This is a genomic window from Rothia koreensis (genome assembly GCF_004136575.1).
GTDB lineage: Bacteria > Actinomycetota > Actinomycetes > Actinomycetales > Micrococcaceae > Rothia > Rothia koreensis.
In genome coordinates, this window is record NZ_NOIQ01000010.1 from 15410 (window position 1) to 30771 (window position 15362).

16 protein-coding genes are annotated in these 15362 nt (G+C 65.3%); all 16 read right to left on the reverse strand.

Features of this window, described 5'->3' with window-relative positions; translation table 11 throughout:
* Positions 1-147: 147 nt before the first annotated feature.
* Positions 148-495: a histone-like nucleoid-structuring protein Lsr2 gene (locus tag EWU68_RS08225; RefSeq protein ID WP_129315653.1), complete on the reverse strand. Its 348-nt coding sequence runs from the start codon at positions 493-495 to the stop codon at positions 148-150.
* 210 nt (positions 496-705) lie between these two features.
* Entirely contained in the window at positions 706-900 is a 195-nt protein-coding gene (locus tag EWU68_RS08230; protein WP_238692385.1) for a hypothetical protein, read from the reverse strand.
* 56 nt (positions 901-956) lie between these two features.
* Positions 957-2405: a lysine--tRNA ligase gene (gene lysS, locus EWU68_RS08235; protein ID WP_129315703.1), complete on the reverse strand. Its 1449-nt coding sequence runs from the start codon at positions 2403-2405 to the stop codon at positions 957-959.
* Positions 2406-2530: 125 nt separating this feature from the next.
* Positions 2531-3487 (reverse strand): pantoate--beta-alanine ligase, encoded by a 957-nt coding sequence (panC, locus tag EWU68_RS08240; protein ID WP_238692386.1) that lies wholly within the window; start codon positions 3485-3487, stop codon positions 2531-2533.
* A 116-nt stretch (positions 3488-3603) separates the two neighbouring features.
* Positions 3604-4542: a Rossmann-like and DUF2520 domain-containing protein gene (locus EWU68_RS08245; RefSeq protein ID WP_129315655.1), complete on the reverse strand. Its 939-nt coding sequence runs from the start codon at positions 4540-4542 to the stop codon at positions 3604-3606.
* Positions 4539-6140, reverse strand: a complete 1602-nt coding sequence (locus EWU68_RS08250; RefSeq protein ID WP_129315656.1) for a PH domain-containing protein — start codon at positions 6138-6140, stop codon at positions 4539-4541. The genes EWU68_RS08245 and EWU68_RS08250 overlap by 4 nt, the downstream gene beginning before the upstream one ends.
* Positions 6141-6143: 3 nt before the next feature.
* On the reverse strand, positions 6144-6809 hold the full coding sequence (locus tag EWU68_RS13300; RefSeq protein WP_238692387.1) for a PH domain-containing protein: 666 nt from the start codon (positions 6807-6809) through the stop codon (positions 6144-6146).
* The gene (locus EWU68_RS08260) at positions 6787-7329 is read right to left on the reverse strand and encodes a DUF3180 domain-containing protein (RefSeq protein WP_129315657.1); all 543 of its coding nucleotides are present in this window, start codon (positions 7327-7329) and stop codon (positions 6787-6789) included. The genes EWU68_RS13300 and EWU68_RS08260 overlap by 23 nt, the downstream gene beginning before the upstream one ends.
* The gene (gene folK, locus EWU68_RS08265) at positions 7326-7841 is read right to left on the reverse strand and encodes a 2-amino-4-hydroxy-6-hydroxymethyldihydropteridine diphosphokinase (protein WP_129315658.1); all 516 of its coding nucleotides are present in this window, start codon (positions 7839-7841) and stop codon (positions 7326-7328) included. Before folK ends, EWU68_RS08260 begins: the two co-directional genes overlap by 4 nt.
* On the reverse strand, positions 7838-8254 hold the full coding sequence (gene folB / locus EWU68_RS08270; RefSeq protein WP_129315659.1) for a dihydroneopterin aldolase: 417 nt from the start codon (positions 8252-8254) through the stop codon (positions 7838-7840). The genes folK and folB overlap by 4 nt, the downstream gene beginning before the upstream one ends.
* Positions 8255-8318: 64 nt before the next feature.
* The gene (folP, locus tag EWU68_RS08275; protein ID WP_238692388.1) at positions 8319-9287 is read right to left on the reverse strand and encodes a dihydropteroate synthase; all 969 of its coding nucleotides are present in this window, start codon (positions 9285-9287) and stop codon (positions 8319-8321) included.
* A complete protein-coding gene (gene folE / locus EWU68_RS08280; protein WP_129315660.1) occupies positions 9284-9853 on the reverse strand; it encodes a GTP cyclohydrolase I FolE in 570 nt (189 codons plus the stop codon). Before folE ends, folP begins: the two co-directional genes overlap by 4 nt.
* Before the next feature lie 2 nt (positions 9854-9855).
* Entirely contained in the window at positions 9856-12033 is a 2178-nt protein-coding gene (ftsH, locus tag EWU68_RS08285; protein ID WP_156265365.1) for an ATP-dependent zinc metalloprotease FtsH, read from the reverse strand.
* A 138-nt stretch (positions 12034-12171) separates the two neighbouring features.
* Positions 12172-12723: a hypoxanthine phosphoribosyltransferase gene (gene hpt / locus EWU68_RS08290; protein WP_129315661.1), complete on the reverse strand. Its 552-nt coding sequence runs from the start codon at positions 12721-12723 to the stop codon at positions 12172-12174.
* 112 nt (positions 12724-12835) lie between these two features.
* Positions 12836-14038 (reverse strand): tRNA lysidine(34) synthetase TilS, encoded by a 1203-nt coding sequence (gene tilS, locus EWU68_RS08295; RefSeq protein ID WP_238692389.1) that lies wholly within the window; start codon positions 14036-14038, stop codon positions 12836-12838.
* Between the two features lie 68 nt (positions 14039-14106).
* Entirely contained in the window at positions 14107-15333 is a 1227-nt protein-coding gene (locus EWU68_RS08300; protein ID WP_238692390.1) for a zinc-dependent metalloprotease, read from the reverse strand.
* Positions 15334-15362 lie beyond the last annotated feature (29 nt).

The window sequence follows — 15362 nt, forward strand, 5'->3', positions numbered from 1 at the left end:
TCTGCTGTTCGCCACCGGCGAGACGCAATAAAGCTCAGGGCAGAAAATACCTAAGTATTTCCGCCCTGAGCTTGATCTTGCACGAGGTCGAGAACCAGCAGATGCTTCGCGCCGATTCCTTCGACAGCCCTCGAAAACCGGCTCTTACTAGGAGTCTTTCTTACGAGCGGCGTAGTAGGCGTCCTGAATCTCCTGGTGGATGCGGCCGCGGTCGGAGACGTTGTAGCCGTTCTCCTTGGCCCACTTGCGGATCAGGGCCGTCTCAGGATTGCGGACCTGCCCCGAGCCCTTGCCCGAGGTGCCTCGCCCACTGTTGCGCCCCTGGACCCGGCGGGCCTTGGCCGCGTACGGACGAATCGCGTCGCGAAGCTTCGCGGCGTTCGCCGACGAGAGGTCGATTTCGTACTGGCCGCCGTCGAGCCCGAAACGCACGGTTTCGTCAGCGGCGCCGCCCTCGAGATCGTCCTCGAGAATGATCTTAACTTTCTGAGCCATGAGTGTCTCCTCAGTCCTTATTGGCGCGGTCCGACGCAAAATTTGATGTCAGAGGACCTTAATCGTGTTAGCGAAGCGCGGGAACGGTATCCGGCTCACGCGGCACTAAAGCTGTGGACTTTTGTCCTGGTGTAAGGCCAGAGTATCAATTGCCAACAGAAAAGGACAGTCGAATAGTCCTCCGGAAGCATAATTCTTCCTGTGAAAAACTTATGAATCCGAGTCTTCTCTGGGAAGGAAAATCTCTCCGGATCCTTCCCGGGATTTGATCTTCTCGTACCATTGGCGCGCGTCGTCGTCCGAGGCTGCATGGGCCTTGCGCTCCGAGCTGTCGGCCCGGAACGCCCAGCGCATCACGAAATAGAAGATGATGCCGATAGCGACGGACGGCAACAATACGGCCACATATTCCACGCCGAACCTTCTCCCCCGGGCCCGGAGGCCCGCTTGATCATCCCGATTTACTCGGGCTTCATCAGCGGAAACAAAATCGTTTCCCTAATCCCCAGTCCTGTGAACAACATGATCAGCCGATCAATTCCCAGGCCCAATCCGCCCATGGGAGGAGCGGCATGTTCCAGGGCTCGCAGAAAGTCCTCGTCGAGTTCCATGGCTTCGTCGTCTCCGCCGGCGGCCAGCCGGGACTGCTCCGTGAGCCGCTCTCGCTGGATCACAGGATCGATCAATTCGGAGAAAGCTGTGCCGCGCTCCATACCGCCGATAATGAGGTCCCAGGCCTCGATGACGTCCGGCTTCGACCGGTGGGGCCGGGCAAGCGGCTGCGCCGACGGCGGATAGTCGCACACGAACGTCGGGTTGATGAGGGTCGGTTCCACGATTTCGCCGAAGAGTTCGATGACGAGCTTCTCGGCGTCCCACGAGGGATCCACCGAGACGTCGTGCTGGTCCGCGATCCCGCGAAGATCCTCGGCCGTGGTCTCGGGGGTGATCTCCCGCCCGACGGCCTCCGACAGGCCCGGATAGACGCCGAGCCATGTCCATTCCGCGTTGAGGTCGATCGTTCCCCGGTCCGTCTCGATCTGATGGACTCCCAGAGCATCGGCGCAGGCCATGATGATGTTCTGGATGAGCTCGGCCATCGTGAACTGGTCCCCGTAGGCTTGGTACGCCTCAAGGGTCGTGAACTCGGGGCTGTGCGTGGAATCCACGCCCTCGTTGCGGAAAATGCGCCCGATCTCGAAGACACGGTCGATCCCACCGACCACGGCTCGCTTCAGGTACAGCTCGGTCGCGATGCGCAACGTCATGTCCTGGTCGAAGGCGTTGAGATGGGTCTGGAACGGCCGCGCGGTCGCGCCACCGTGCACGAGCTGCAGGATCGGCGACTCGATTTCGATGTAGCCCTGATCGACAAGGACCTGACGCACGGTCTGCATGATCTTCGCGCGGTTGAGGACCGTCTCCTGCGCTTCCTTGCGGACCATGAGATCCAGGTAGCGCTGCCGGACCCGGGTCTCCTCGTTCAGGTCCTTGTGCAGGGTCGGGAGCGGGCGCAACGACTTGGACGCCATCGACCAGTCCTCGACCATGACCGACAGCTCGCCGCGACGTGAGCTGACGACTTCCCCGTGCACGAACACGTGGTCGCCGAGGTCCACGAGCGCCTTCCAGTCGTCCAGGTTCTCCTGTCCGGCCTTCGCGAGCGAAATCATCGCTTGAAGTCGTGTTCCGTCCCCGGCCTGGAGGCTCGCGAAGCACAGCTTGCCCGTGTTCCGCACGAACACCACGCGCCCGACGACGCCGACGACGTCGCCCGTCTCGTCCCCGGCCTCCAGGTCGCCGTACTGCTCGCGGACGCTCTGGATGCTTCGGGTCACGGGGACGCCCACGGGATAGGCTTCACGTCCTCGAGAGATCAGTTCCGCGCGCTTGTCCATCCGGATGCGCATCTGCTCGTTGATCTCGGTCTGCTGACTGGTCTGGTCCTGCGGGGAGGACGACGAAGCTGAAGTACTCACGGTCCTAAGCCTATCTGTGGGTGTATCGGACGCGGAATCCGAGGGTGTGGGAGCCCTCAGATGACATCCATGTTGTCGATGAGCCGGGTTCCGCCCACGCGAATCGCGGCGAGCGCCGTCGCCCGTTCCGAATTCTCGACGGGCGCCTCGAAGGTCTTGGGGTCGACGATCTCGAGGTATTCGAGGTCCACTCCGTCCCGGTCGGATATCCGTTCCCTCGCGGCGTCGACGTCGATTCCGGCGTAGCCCCGTGAGAGCCCTTCCTCGCGCAAGAGGGCGAGGGTGCGGGAGAGCACGAGGGCGGCTTTCCTCTCCTCGGGATCCAGATAGGAGTTGCGGGAGGACATCGCGAGGCCGTCGTCGTCACGGACGATGGCCACGGGGCAGACCACCAGCGGGATCGCGAAGTCGGCCACCATCCGCTGGACCAGGGCGACCTGCTGGGCGTCCTTCTGGCCGAAGTACGCGCGGCCCCGATGTGGGCCCGCGGCGGCAACGACGACGTTGAACAGCTTGTTGACCACGGTCAGCACGCCATCGAAGTGTCCCGGCCGGGCGGCCCCTTCGAACATGGTTCCGAGCCGGCCGGAGCTCACGCGCACAAGGGGCTCGCCTCCGGGGTACATGACCTCGAGTTCCGGGATGAACACGATGTCGACCCCGTACTCCCGCAGCAGGGCCAGATCCTCGTCCGGCTGGCGCGGGTACTTGTCGTAGTCCTCTCCGGGTCCGAACTGGAGCGGGTTGACGAAGATCGAGACTGCGACGACGTCGTTCTGCTCACGCGCTCTTTCGATGAGGGTTGCGTGCCCGTCGTGCAGTGCACCCATGGTCGGGACGAAACCGAGGGTCGCCACACGGGGCGTCGTGGGCTCGGCGTCGGGATCGCTGCGGTGCGCCGAGAGGGTTTCGGCCTCGGCCGCGTGGATCCTCGCTTCGGCGTCGCCCATGCGTTGGCTGATGTGGGCGGAAAATTCTTCCAGGGTTCGAGCGATGAACAGCTCACCCGTCATAGTCGTCCTTCCTTGAGCGAATACCGCGGCACGGCCTGTCGGTGCGAATGGCCGGGTGCCACGGGGGCGAGGCACCTCCGCGACTGGGCGCGGGATGCCTCGGACCGCAATGCAGTTTACTGTTCGTGGCCGCCGCTTTCACTTTTGTGCGAATTTTCGAGACCGAGAGCACGCAATATGCGTTCGAGCGCCTCGTCCGGAAGGGCTCCCCTGCGATTGGCCCGATAAGCGCTGGCCTCCGCCATGGCGAGGTAGGCGGCGCCGATGTCCGGGGCAGATTCCTCCGTCGCGAACCCCTCGAGGTTTTCCCGATGGGTCTGGACGGTTCCGGCGTCTCCACGTACCACGGGCCCGGTCAGCGCGCCGTCCCCCGAGGCCAGGGCGTTGTCGATGCTCGCACGGACGAGGGGCCCCAAGACCTCCCCGGGATTCTCGATGCCCATGCTCTCCAAGATCTGGGAGGCCTGGCCGACGAGCGTGACCGAATGATTCGAGGCGTGGGCCAGCGCGGCATGGTAGAGCGGCCTGTCCCCCTCCGCGACGACCACGGGTTCCCCGCCCATCTCGACGACGAGGGCCTGCGCGATCGGCAGAAAGGGGCCGGAGGCCGTGACACCGAAGGAAGCCGTGTGCAAACGCGCCAGGTCCAGGGAAAGTCCCGTGAACGTCATGACCGGGTGCACGGCCAGAGCAATCGCACCGGCTTCCCGACCCGGCTCCAGGACGTCAGTACCGAACCGGCCGGAGGTGTGCACGAGGATCTGCCCGGTCGTGAAGTGCCCGGCCTGGGCGAGACCCGAGACGAGCGGGCCGAGTTCGTCATCCGGCACCGCGAAGAGCACGACCTCGCTCCGCTCGACGATCTGCGGAATCGGCAGAACCGGGACATCGGGCAAGAGAGCCTCGGCGCGGGTTCGCGAGTCCTCCGACACCGCGTGGACCCCGACCAGCGCGTGGCCCGCGGACCGGAGGGCGGCACCGAGAACGGCACCGACCTTGCCTGCGCCGATGACGCCGATGCCGAGGCGCCCGGGACGGTTGGCTGGTTCGCTCATGATGTTGCGGAGTCCTCGCTCGGGGTCAGTGATGTGTCAGTGCGGGGCGCCGTGGGGGTGCCGGGCGTTGTGTCGGCGGAAATCCGCCGAGCGAAGGCCGCCCGCGCGGCCTGTTCGCGGATCATCTCACGCACGTCCTCGGTCGCCAAGTGCTCGACCTTCGTGCTGACTTCCCCGCCGACCGAGTCCAACCTCGCGGTGGCCAGTCCGAGCCGCCTGAGCAGAGGGCCGCTCTCGAGGGCGACCGATTGTGTCCTCTCATGCGGAACCACGCTGAGCCGCCGCCTGAGCCATCCTCCGCGAAGCAGCAGGAGGTCCGGCGTGGTGGCATAGCCGTTGCGCCGATAGTTGAACGGATCGAGCCACCGGGACCTGCGGGGTGCCACCACGAAACCGTTCTCCGGGCCGCTGCCCTCGAGCGCGCTCCGAAGCCGGTACCCGTCGACGCCGCCGTCCTCGGACGTCTCGACGACGTGCGGAAGGATATTCATCAGGTCCTGTCCCGTGCCCACGGGCAGGAGGGTCCTGTGCTGCTCTTCGGACGACGACGTCCCCAGCCCCGCGGAGTTGATGCGCACACGGAACCAACCCGGGATCCTCCACAGCAGCGGCTGGTCGATGCCGACGGCCTGGATACGGCCCAGCGGCAGGGTCCGAGTACGTGTGGAGGTCAACCCGTATCTCATTCTGAATCCGTCGCAGGTCCTGGTCAGCGTGAAGTTCGCCCCGGTGTTGACCGAGCTCCACACACCGCCGACGAGACTCAGTATCGCCGGGACGAAAACGAAGCCGCCGACCTCCGGCAGGAAGAGACCGAAAGCCAACGAACCGCAGAGCACGACCAGGAACCAGAGCCCGGTTCCGCCCAGGAGCGTCGAGACGATCGCTCGGCCGGGACCGACGGAGGCGAGCGGAGCCTCGTTCATGTCCGAGGTCTCCGATTCCGGATGCGGTTTCACCTCTGGACCGGCCTGCGGGCGGCCCGCCGCGTGCCGACCGGAATCGGAATCCTGGTCGGCGCCCGCCGACTGCGCACTGTTGGCTTCCGCGCCCAGTGATGTCGACGCCGATTCCTCGGCCCGGATCGCATTGCGACGTCCCAGGAGCTGCTCTCGCAACGCCTCGGCGTCCTTCTTCCTGAGGTACTGGAGGTGGAGGGCGGCGTCGCCCGAATCCGCGACGTCGAACCGAAGCTCAGCCAGCCCCACGAGGCGTGCCATGAACGGTTGGAAGATCTCGATGCTCTGGACGCGGTCGAGACGTGCTTGCTTGTCCGTGCGGAACAGCCACCCCTGGCGCACGCGTACGGAGTCTGCGGTCACCGTGAAACGAGTGAACCACCAGTTGAGGAACATTCCTCCCAGTACGACCACGATCAGGAGTGTCAGGCCGAGCCAAGCGAGAATATTCAATGACGTCAGAAAGTCGACGACATTGTTGCGCAGGGATTCAGCGTCCGTTTTGCCTTCGAAGATGTCTTCGATGAAATTGCGTCCGACCGCGAACAGTGCGATCAGGATCGCGAACCAGAATCTCGCCAAGGGGCTCAGCGGGTGGACGCGCCGCCACCGCTGGGTATCAGGAGTCTGCGAGTCCATCGGTCACAGCCCCGCGAGTCGGTTGTCGCCGCGCTCGGTCAGCTCGTGCCGGAGTCGGGCGGCTTCTTCGGCCGTGATCCCCTCGATCTTCGCGTCGGTCGAGGACGACGCCGTATGCAGCTCGACCTTGGCCAGGCCGAATCTCCGCTCGAGAGGCCCGACGGAAACCTCGACGGTCTGGAGTCGGCCGTAAGGAATCGCATTGACTTTGTGCCACATCGCGCCGTGACGGATGAGCAGGTCGTCGTCGCGCTCGGAATAGCCGCGGGCTCGGGCACGGCGGGGCACGAGCGCAACGCTGATGACGACGCCCACCGCGTACGCGGCTGGCACGGCGATGGCCAACCACAACCACGGCCAGTTCCACCATCCGAGGCTCACCATGACGAGGGGAATGCACAGCGCCGCGGTGACCACTGCTCCCCAAATGATTTCGTTGACCAACAGCAACTTGGGGTAGCGGGTGTCGGGCCGGACCCACTCGGTAGACCACGGGTCGAGTTCCCGAAGAGTCCGTTCAAAACGCGGAGACCCGGGACCCAGGTGTCGACGTCGGGCGCTTCCTGAGGTGTCCGAGCCCGGACGGTCGACCTCCTCCTTCGGTCCGTTGTCCGTCGAATGCTCGTGCGGGGACACCGAGTGCTTCTCAGTCTCTCCGGTTCCTGGCATATCCGCCTTCTCCCTCGGGTATGTCTTGGTCCGAACCTCGCCGAGTGGTGACGTCCTGGTCCGATTCGGATCTGTCCGAATCGTCGGGTGGTCTCTTGCACCATGTCTCTGCGAGGCAGCCCGCGATGCACACCATCGCGCCCACCACAACATTAGCGAGGCTCAGCAACAAAGTGTCCGATGCCGGGCGGAAGCGCAGGAGAGCGAGTTCGTAAGCGACGATTCCCGCGGCCCAACCGAAGAGGAGCGCACCGTACACGGCGCAGGTCTGGGCCAGGACGGCGATTCTGGACGCGACGATCGGCTCGATGGGCTTGTGCTTGGGATCCTTGACGTGCGCCCTGACTTTCCATCCGAGGGCGAGGGCCGCAGCCGCCAGGAGCACACTGACCGCCAGCGTCGGCCAGGGGAGGATGAACCCGACCTCTCGGAAGTCCGGCCATATGCCCGTCGCGAGGCCACCCGCGGCAAGTGCAACGGCGGCAATCAGCGCGAGCCACCTGTATCGCAATGGCTTCATGTACTCGGCTCCGGTTTGTCCGTCGCGTCCAGGTATCCGCGGACACCGTCTCGATCCGCCGCCCGTTCGGCCAGCTCGGCGACGGACACGCCGTCCAGCACGGCGTCGGGGTCCATGCGCGCCCAGGGAGCTAGGACAAAGGCCCTTTCGGCGGCACGAGGATGGGGCAGGTTCAGTTCGGGCTCGTCCATGTACAGGTCGCCGAAGGTCACGATGTCCACGTCCAGGGTTCGGGGGCCCCAGCGCACCGTGCGGACTCGGTGAAAGTCTTCCTCTATGCCCTGGCAGAAACGCAACAGGGCGAAGGGGCTCAGGCCGGTACTGACCCTGACGATCTGATTGAGGTAATCGGGCTGCCCCTCAGGACCTCCGACCGGGGCCGTGACGGCAACCGGCGACACGTCCTCGACTGAGATCCTGTCATTCTCCGCGAGCGCCTCGATGGCCTTCGAGAGGGTGTCCCGAGACTCCCCCAGATTGGAGCCGAGGGCAATGATGGAATCGACGGTCATGGTTTCTCCCGGTAGATCGTGACCGAAACGTCCGCGAACGTGACTTGGATGGGGGCCTTCGGTTTGTGGACGGTGACCTCGACGGCGGACACCTCGTAGGACGCGAACAGGCTGCTCACGATGCGTTCGGCCAAAGTCTCGATGAGGTCCACCGGGTCGCCCACGATGACGTCCTTGACTGTCTCGGCCACCGCGCCGTAATTGACGGTGTGTTCGAGATCGTCGGTCCTGGCAGCGGGAGCGCAATTGGTGAACAGCGTGACGTCCACGAAGAACGGCTGTCCCACGCGCTTCTCCTGGTCGAAGACCCCGTGATAGCCCACCGCTCCGATCCCGGAGATTGCGATGCGGTCCTGCCGCGTCGGGGCGTGCGGTGCCGGGTCGGCGGGTCTGCTCGGGAGGTTCTCCGTCATGTGTCCGTCCCCTCAGGTCCAGCAAATATCTATTGCTATGCGATGTGATTGACTGCGTTGACTATCAGGATGCGTCACCAGAGGCTTCTGTGGCGAGCAGTTTGCGGGTGACATCCACCGCATTCCGGCTCGAGGCGGCGTCGTGGACCCTGACCGCCCAGGCTCCCCTCTCGGCGGCAAGGGCGGAGATCGCCGCGGTCGCGGCGTCCCTCTCCGACGGCGGGGGAACCTGCAGGTCAGCCCCTCCCGACTCGTCGATGCTTTCCTCACGCGACCGGGCCATCAGGGTTCCGATGAACCTCTTCCGTGAAGCCGCGATCAGAACGGGGTGCCCGATATCGGTGAATCTGCCCATGCCTGCCAGCAGGTCCCAGTCCTGGTCTCCTGCCTTGGCGAATCCCAGGCCCGGGTCCAGAATCAGTTGTTCCCGCTTGACGCCACGGTCCAGGAACCTTTCGCGCCACTCGAGCAATTCCGCCCGCACGTCCTCGACCGTGTTCTCGTAGACGGCCCGACGGTCCATGGACCGGGAGTCCCCTCGGGCGTGGGTGAGAATATACGGAACGCCGGTATCACGGACCAGGTCGATCATGTCGTCCGTGACCCGTTCGCCCGAGACGTCGTTGATGATGTGCGCCCCGGCCTCGACCGCACGACGCGCGGTCTCACCGTGCATCGTGTCCACGGACATCACGACGCCGCGCGCGGCCAGTTCCCGGATGACCGGCAGAATCCTGTCCTGCTCGGTCGGGACCGCGACGGGGCTGGCTCCGGGTCTCGTGGACTCGCCCCCGACGTCGACGATGTCCGCGCCCGCGAGCACCAGGTCCAGAGCGTGTCTCACGGCTCCGGACCTGTCGGCGTGCTGCCCACCGTCGGAGAACGAATCGGGGGTGACGTTGAGGATCCCCATGACCAGGGTCCGTCCGCGAGGCAGATTGTCGAACGATCCCCAACCGCGCACGGATTCCTGTTCCGGGGAGAGTTCGAGCTCGCCACCGAGGGATCCGGACGTGGACGAGGATGCGGTCACCGGCTCTTGCCTCCCATGATGAGGCCCATGGCCTCGGAGCGCGTCGCGGTGTCCCTCATCTGTCCGCGCACGGCGGAGGTCACGGTCTTCGCCCCGGGTTTCTGCACACCACGCATCGACATGCACATGTGCTCACCCTCGATGACCACCATCGCCCCCGCTGGTTCGAGGGAGTCCTCGATGGCCTCGACGATTTGGGTCGTGAGACGTTCCTGGACCTGCGGTCGCTTCGCGTAGAGGTCCACCAGCCGGGCGAATTTGGACAGGCCCGTCACACGCCCGCTGGCTCCGGGTATGTAGGCCACGTGCGCCAGGCCGTAGAAGGGCACCAAATGGTGCTCACACATCGAGAAGAAGTCGATGTCCTTGACCAGGACCATCTCCGAGTGGTCGATGTCGAAGGTGGTCGCCAACAGTTCGGTGGGATCCGTGCCCAGGCCGGAAAACACCTCGGCGTAGGACCGCGCGACCCGCGCCGGTGTATCTTTCAGACCGTCCCTGTCCGGGTCCTCGCCGATCGCGGCCAAGATCTCGCGGACAGCGGCTTCGATGCGAGGCTGATCCATGACTACGCCTGGTCGCCCGAGGTGCCGTCGTCGGGCTTCGGGCCTCCCGCAGGGCCCTGGCCGGGTTCGTCGGAACCGGGCTCGCCCGGTCCCGGCTGAGGACCGTTGTCGGGCGGGACGGCGCCGGAAGAATTCTCCGGGACCTCGAGGGGATGCTCGGGCTTGGCCGCGACGGCCTGGTCCTGGGGCGCCATGGTCTCGGGATCCTCGGCGCCGGCTTCGGCGGCCTCTTCCTTCTCGGCAGGAGTCGTTATGGGAGGCATGCTCGAGACCGGGCGCGTCTCCTTGGAGAGCCAGACGTCGCGCAGCGGGCGCTTGCGCACGTCCTTGAAGATGTCGGCGATCTCGCGCTCGTTCAGGGTCTCCTTGTCCAGCAGTTCGAAAGCGAGACGGTCCAGGACGTCGCGATTCTCCGTCAGGATTTCGTAGGCCTCGTCGTGCGCGCTGTCGATCAGGGTGCGGACCTCGGCGTCGATCTTGGCAGCGAGTTCGTCCGAGTACTCGGGTCCGCTCGAGCCGGCGTCGCGCCCCATGAAGGGCTCCGAATTCCCCGAGCCCAGCTTGACCGACCCGATCACGGAACTCATGCCGTACTCGGTGACCATCTTGCGGGCTGTCCCGGTCGCCTTGTCGATGTCGTTGGCCGCGCCCGTGGACGGGTCATGGAACACGATTTCCTCCGCGGCACGGCCGCCCAAAGCGTAGGCGAGCTGGTCGAGGAGCTCGTTCCTGGTGGTCGAGTACTTGTCGTCGACCGGCATGACCATGGTGTATCCCAGCGCGCGACCGCGCGGGAGGATGGTGATCTTGGTGACGGGATCGGTATTGCGCAGAGCCGCGGCCACGAGCGCGTGCCCACCTTCGTGGTAGGCGGTGATCTTGCGTTCGAGCTCCTTCATGAGCCGGGACCGCCTCTGCGGTCCGGCGATGACGCGGTCGATCGCCTCGTCCAGCGCCCGGTCGTCGATGATCTGGGCGTTGGATCGCGCCGTCAGGAGAGCGGCCTCGTTCATGACGTTGGCCAGGTCCGCACCCGTGAACCCCGGGGTCCGCTTGGCCACGGCGCCCATGTCCACGTTCTCGGCCAGACGCTTGCCCTGTGCGTGGACCTCGAGGATCTGCTTGCGGCCCTTCAGGTCCGGGGCATCCACGCCGATCTGGCGGTCGAAACGCCCGGGACGGAGGAGGGCGGGGTCCAGAACATCGGGACGGTTGGTCGCAGCGATGAGAATGATGTTGGTGTTCTCGTCGAACCCGTCCATTTCAACGAGCAGCTGGTTGAGGGTCTGCTCGCGCTCGTCGTTGCCGCCGCCCATGCCGGCGCCGCGCTGGCGTCCCACGGCGTCGATCTCGTCGACGAAGATAATGGCGGCGTCGTTCTGCTTGGCCTGCTCGAACAGGTCACGCACGCGGGATGCGCCCACACCGACGAACATTTCGACGAAATCGGACCCCGAGATCGAGTAGAACGGAACGCCCGCCTCGCCGGCAACCGCCTTCGCGAGCAAGGTCTTGCCCGTACCCGGAGGACCGTAGAGCAGCACGCCCTTGGGGATCTTGGCCCCGACGGACGTGAATCGAGAGGGATCGGTCAGGAATTCCTTGACCTCGTGGAGTTCCTCGACCGCCTCGTCCGCGCCGGCGACGTCGACGAACTTGACCTGCGAGTTCTCCTTGTTGAACTTCTTGGCCTTCGACTTGCCGAAGTTCATGATCTGGCCGCCGCCACCGCCCATGCGGGAGAGGAGGAACCAGAAGATCAGCATGACCAGCAGGAAGGGCACGATGAAGCCCAGCATCGAAGTGAACCAGTTGTTCTGAACGGGCTGGTCCGTGTACCCCTTCAGGCCGGCATCGTCCATGGCCTTGACGACGTCGCCCGATCGCGGCTCGACGTAATAGAACTCGACCTTCTTGCCCAGGTCGCGATCGCCCTCGTGGTAATTGTCCTTGAGCGAGAGCTCGACCTTCTGGTCGCCGTCGTAGATCTTGGCCTCGTTGACCTTGTCGTCCTTGAGCAACTCCATCCCCACGTTCGTGTCCACGCGGTTCGTGGAGGAGGACGTGGATACGAAGATCACGGGAAGCAGCACCAGAAGCGCCAGGAAGATCCAGAAATACGGCCCCTTGAGGATCCTGTCCTTGAGCGGCTTCTTCTGGTTGCTGTTTTGCTGAGCCAAGCTAATTTTCCTCCGCGTGAAACGATCACGGTCGAGTTTGAATCCTCGCAATAGGGTACAGCCGTGAGCTGAAGAGCGTCCGCTCTTCACCTCACAGCGGACATCCGCCGAGGAGCGTGGGAAATCCCTCGGGATTCCCTAGGAATACACGTGCGGTGCCAAGGTTCCGATGCAATCCAGGTTGCGGTACTGCTCGGCAAAATCGAGACCGTATCCGACCACGAATTCGGGATCGATATCCCATCCGACGTATTTGACGGGGACCTCGGTCTTGACGGAGGCCGGCTTGCGCAGCAGGGCGCAGATCTCCACCGAATTCGCGCCCCGCGATTCGAGGTTGGATTTGAGCCAGGACAGTGTGAGGCCGGAATCGATGATGTCCTCGACGATCAGGACGTCACGCCCGTGCAGGTCCGTGTCCAGGTCCTTGAGGATGCGCACCACGCCGGAGGACTTCGTGCCCGACCCGTAGGAAGAGACCGCCATCCAGTCCATCGTGTAATGCGCGTGCAGCGCACGGGACAAGTCGGCCATCACCATCACGGCGCCCTTCAGGACACCGACCAGGAGGACTTCCCTGTCCTCGTAGTCCTTGTCCACCTGGGCCGCGAGTTCGGCGATCTTCTCCTGGATCTCTTCCTTGGTGAAGAGAACATGCTTCAGATCTTCCTTGACGTCCTGTGAATCCACTGCTGTCTCCTGCTCAAGTCGCTGAAATCTTAGGGGCCGCTCGCGCCGGGCGCGGAATACCGAGGAGCGCGACGACTCATGGCAACTCTACCCGTGACGCAACCGGGGCACGTCACGGGGTCACACCGACCCCATGAGTCGGGTCATTCACGCGAATCCGGCTCTCCTCCACGGGGCGGGTGAGGACCAATGCGCCCTCCGGACCGTCGGGCCTCTCCTCCTGGCGTTCGACCGTGAGCGGACGACGTCGCCAGGCGGCCACGTGTCCGGCCAGCTGAATCGGACCCGCGTTGCCGTGCCCGGCGACCAGTTCTTCCATCGCGGTCAACCGTTCGAAGCTGGGCGACTCTCCCCCGGCGTCGACGACGGACCGTGCCAGGACGCGACGACGCATCGCGGAATGCGCCGCCCTCAACCGCGGAAGGGACAAGGCCGCAACGACCGCGGTGTCCTCGCCCCGAGGGACGGGGTGGTACTCGGACGGGTCCGTCGCGGCCTCCCGGGCGACGTCGTTGGCGCACTGCTCGAGGAAATCCGCGTCGGCGCCAAGAATCGCCGCCGTCCGGGCCAGGGCCTGCGGAATCCCGGGCCCGATCCTCTCGTCGAGGAAAGGCAGGATCTCGTGGCGAACGCGGTTCCGACGGAATGCGGTCTGGTCGTTCGTCGGGTCGTGCCACGCCGCGAGTCCCTCGGCCTCGCAGATCGCGAGCGTATCCTCACGCCGGAGGGAGAGGAGCGGTCGGACCACCAGAGTCGGCGTCTCGGGCTCGTCCCGAACCGTGGCCCCGGCATCGGGCCGCGGGCCGGCTTCGGCGCGTGCCTCCTCCAGAATCCGGGCTTCCGGCATCCCGGAGAGGGAACGGGTACCTGACCCACGGGCCAGGCCCAGCACCACGGTCTCGGCCTGGTCGTCGAGTGTGTGACCGAGGAGCACGGCTCGTGCCGCTTCCTCCCGCGCGACGCGCCCCAGGGCCTCGTAGCGAGCCGTGCGCGCGGCCATTTCCGGGCCCATCCCACGCCTCTCGACCTCCGCGCGGACCGTGCGAACCGGGGCGAGGCCCAGCTCTTCGCATTCCCGTGCGGCACGTTCGGCCTGTTCGGCACTGCCTTCCTGGAGCGCGTGGTCCACGACCACGGCGCCGACCCGCAGATCACCTCGGCGTGCGAAGTGTGCGGCGATCGAGGCCAGGGCCAAGGAATCCGGTCCCCCGCTGCAGGCGACCAGCACGAGCGGAGGCTCCGTGTCGTCGGCGCGGTTCCTCCGCGTTCGCCCGGTGGGGGCGGCGCGGAAGCCCGGAACATGGCGTTCGAGCACCTCCGCGAAACATCTGCGGGCGGATCCGACGGACGGATGGAGCCGACCATCACGCCCCGACTGCGCCACTAGCGCACCCCTTCCGGGCGGTCGTCGTCCGTGGTGTCGGCCGGGCGGTCCGACGCCGCCCGCCCGTCCAGCACCCGGTCGATCCAGAGCCTCGGATTGTGGATCTCGAGTTCACTGGGCAGATTGTCCGGCCCCTCCCAGATCCTGTTGAACTGCGCCATGCCGCGCTCGTCGACCACGTGGCGCACGAAGCGCTGTCCGTCCCGGTACTGGCGCATCTTGATGTCCATGCCCAAGGCTTTCCGGATCATGGTGTCGAACGCGCCCCTGTTGCGTCCTCGGGTTTCGAAGCGACGGCGAATGGTCTTGACCGTGGGCACGATCTCGGCGTCGACGGCGTCCATCACGACGTTCGCGTGCCCCTCCATCAGGCTCATGATCCCGGTGAGCCGCGAGAACACCGCCGCGGACTCCTCGTCCAGCAGGGCCGTCATGCGGTTCTTCGGAACGGGATTGAGTACCGCGTCCGTGCCGGTCGCGGTCTCGCCGTCTTCGCTGTTCTCGCCGTCGGCCGCCGTGCCAACGGCAGGGGTTTCGCCCTTCTTCCGGGCAGTGCGCACTGCCTCCGTCGCCCCCTCGATGAGCCGGTCGACCATTTCTTTGCCTCCGCCCGCTACGGATTCGGGCAACCGGGACATCAGGTCGATCATGTGCCCGCGCAACCACGGTGCGGCGGCGAACTGTACGCGGTGGGTCTGCTCGTGGAGGCACACCCACAAGCGGAAATCCTCCGGCTCGAGGTTGAGCTCCCTCTCGATCATGACCAAGTTCGGTGCGACCAGCAGGAGACGGCCACCTGGTGCACCGAAACCGCCCAACGCGGCGAACGGGTCGTACTGCCCGAGAACCTTGCTCGAGAGGAAGGACAGGACACCGCCGAGCTCGACGGCCGTGCCCATTTCCGCGACCTTGCGATCGACCGACCCCATGTCATCGAATTTCTCTTGCAAGCCGGCTCGCACCAGCTCGTTGAGAAGATGAGAGAAGGTCTGGGCGTTGGCTCGCGACCACCCCGCCCGATCCACCACCAGGACCTGCGAGTCGTGAAGGTTCTCGGCCGCGTCCAGCTGGGTAATCCGGTGAACATGATCCACGGAGGCGGTCGCGTTGTACCTCACCGATTCGACGACGCGGCCGGCCTCCCGGGCGGAGAGCTTGGGACCTGCCGGCGTCACACGTGCCGCGGCCGAAGCGGCAGCCTTCCAACTGATGATGTTCTCGGTCATGATCCCCACCATGCCACACGAGGCCGAAC

Bases quoted from the DNA above. Each gene is read 5' to 3' on its own strand.
- EWU68_RS08225 (WP_129315653.1), bottom strand. From the start codon at position 495: ATGGCTCAGAAAGTTAAGATCATTCTCGAGGACGATCTCGAGGGCGGC.
- lysS (WP_129315703.1), bottom strand. From the start codon at position 2,405: ATGCGCATCCGGATGGACAAGCGCGCGGAACTGATCTCTCGAGGACGT.
- panC (WP_238692386.1), bottom strand. From the start codon at position 3,487: ATGACGGGTGAGCTGTTCATCGCTCGAACCCTGGAAGAATTTTCCGCC.
- EWU68_RS08245 (WP_129315655.1), bottom strand. From the start codon at position 4,542: ATGAGCGAACCAGCCAACCGTCCCGGGCGCCTCGGCATCGGCGTCATC.
- EWU68_RS08250 (WP_129315656.1), bottom strand. From the start codon at position 6,140: ATGGACTCGCAGACTCCTGATACCCAGCGGTGGCGGCGCGTCCACCCG.
- EWU68_RS13300 (WP_238692387.1), bottom strand. From the start codon at position 6,809: ATGCCAGGAACCGGAGAGACTGAGAAGCACTCGGTGTCCCCGCACGAG.
- EWU68_RS08260 (WP_129315657.1), bottom strand. From the start codon at position 7,329: ATGAAGCCATTGCGATACAGGTGGCTCGCGCTGATTGCCGCCGTTGCA.
- folK (WP_129315658.1), bottom strand. From the start codon at position 7,841: ATGACCGTCGATTCCATCATTGCCCTCGGCTCCAATCTGGGGGAGTCT.
- folB (WP_129315659.1), bottom strand. From the start codon at position 8,254: ATGACGGAGAACCTCCCGAGCAGACCCGCCGACCCGGCACCGCACGCC.
- folE (WP_129315660.1), bottom strand. From the start codon at position 9,853: ATGGATCAGCCTCGCATCGAAGCCGCTGTCCGCGAGATCTTGGCCGCG.
- EWU68_RS08300 (WP_238692390.1), bottom strand. From the start codon at position 15,333: ATGACCGAGAACATCATCAGTTGGAAGGCTGCCGCTTCGGCCGCGGCA.